The organism is Neisseria sp. P0009.S007 (genome assembly GCF_051962515.1).
This window is the reverse complement of record NZ_JBQCVF010000873.1, coordinates 1-480: the sequence shown is the minus strand read 5'-3', so window position 1 is coordinate 480 and position 480 is coordinate 1. Positions and strand designations below refer to the sequence as shown.

At 50.4% G+C, this 480-nt stretch carries 1 protein-coding gene; it reads right to left on the bottom strand.

The window, feature by feature from the left end; genetic code table 11:
- The coding region (locus ACTHS3_RS16875; RefSeq protein WP_440368624.1) for an O-methyltransferase at positions 1-480 on the bottom strand (480 nt) is incomplete at both ends.

Here is a 480-nt window from a genome sequence, read left to right as displayed (position 1 = left end):
TTAGTAGCAGTGTCAAACCGTCGCCGATAGGGAGGGTAATGGGAGTAATGCGTGTATCGTGCGGCAAATTTTGGTTGAAATGGCGCAGGATATCCAAGCTGGGCGGATCGTTTTCGGCAGCTTCATTCATGACGCGCCCGCCCAATAAGATATTGTCGATGGCAATTACGCCGCCACTCCGTACCAGTTGCAAACAGCGTTCAAAATATTTCGGCGTAGGCGGTTTGTCGGCATCGATAAGCGCCAAGTCATAGCTTTCCGATTCGCCTTGCACAATCAAATCGTCCAAAGTCAGCAAAGCCGGTTGCAGATGAAGCGAGATTTTATGCGCTATGCCTGCTGCCTGCCATGTTTCGCGGGCAATATCGGTAAAGGTTACATTGATGTCGCAAGCCGTGATTTTGCCGTCTTCGGGGAGGGTAAGCGCCATGGCGGTACTGCTATAACCGGTAAAGACGCCAACTTCCAAATATTTTTTGG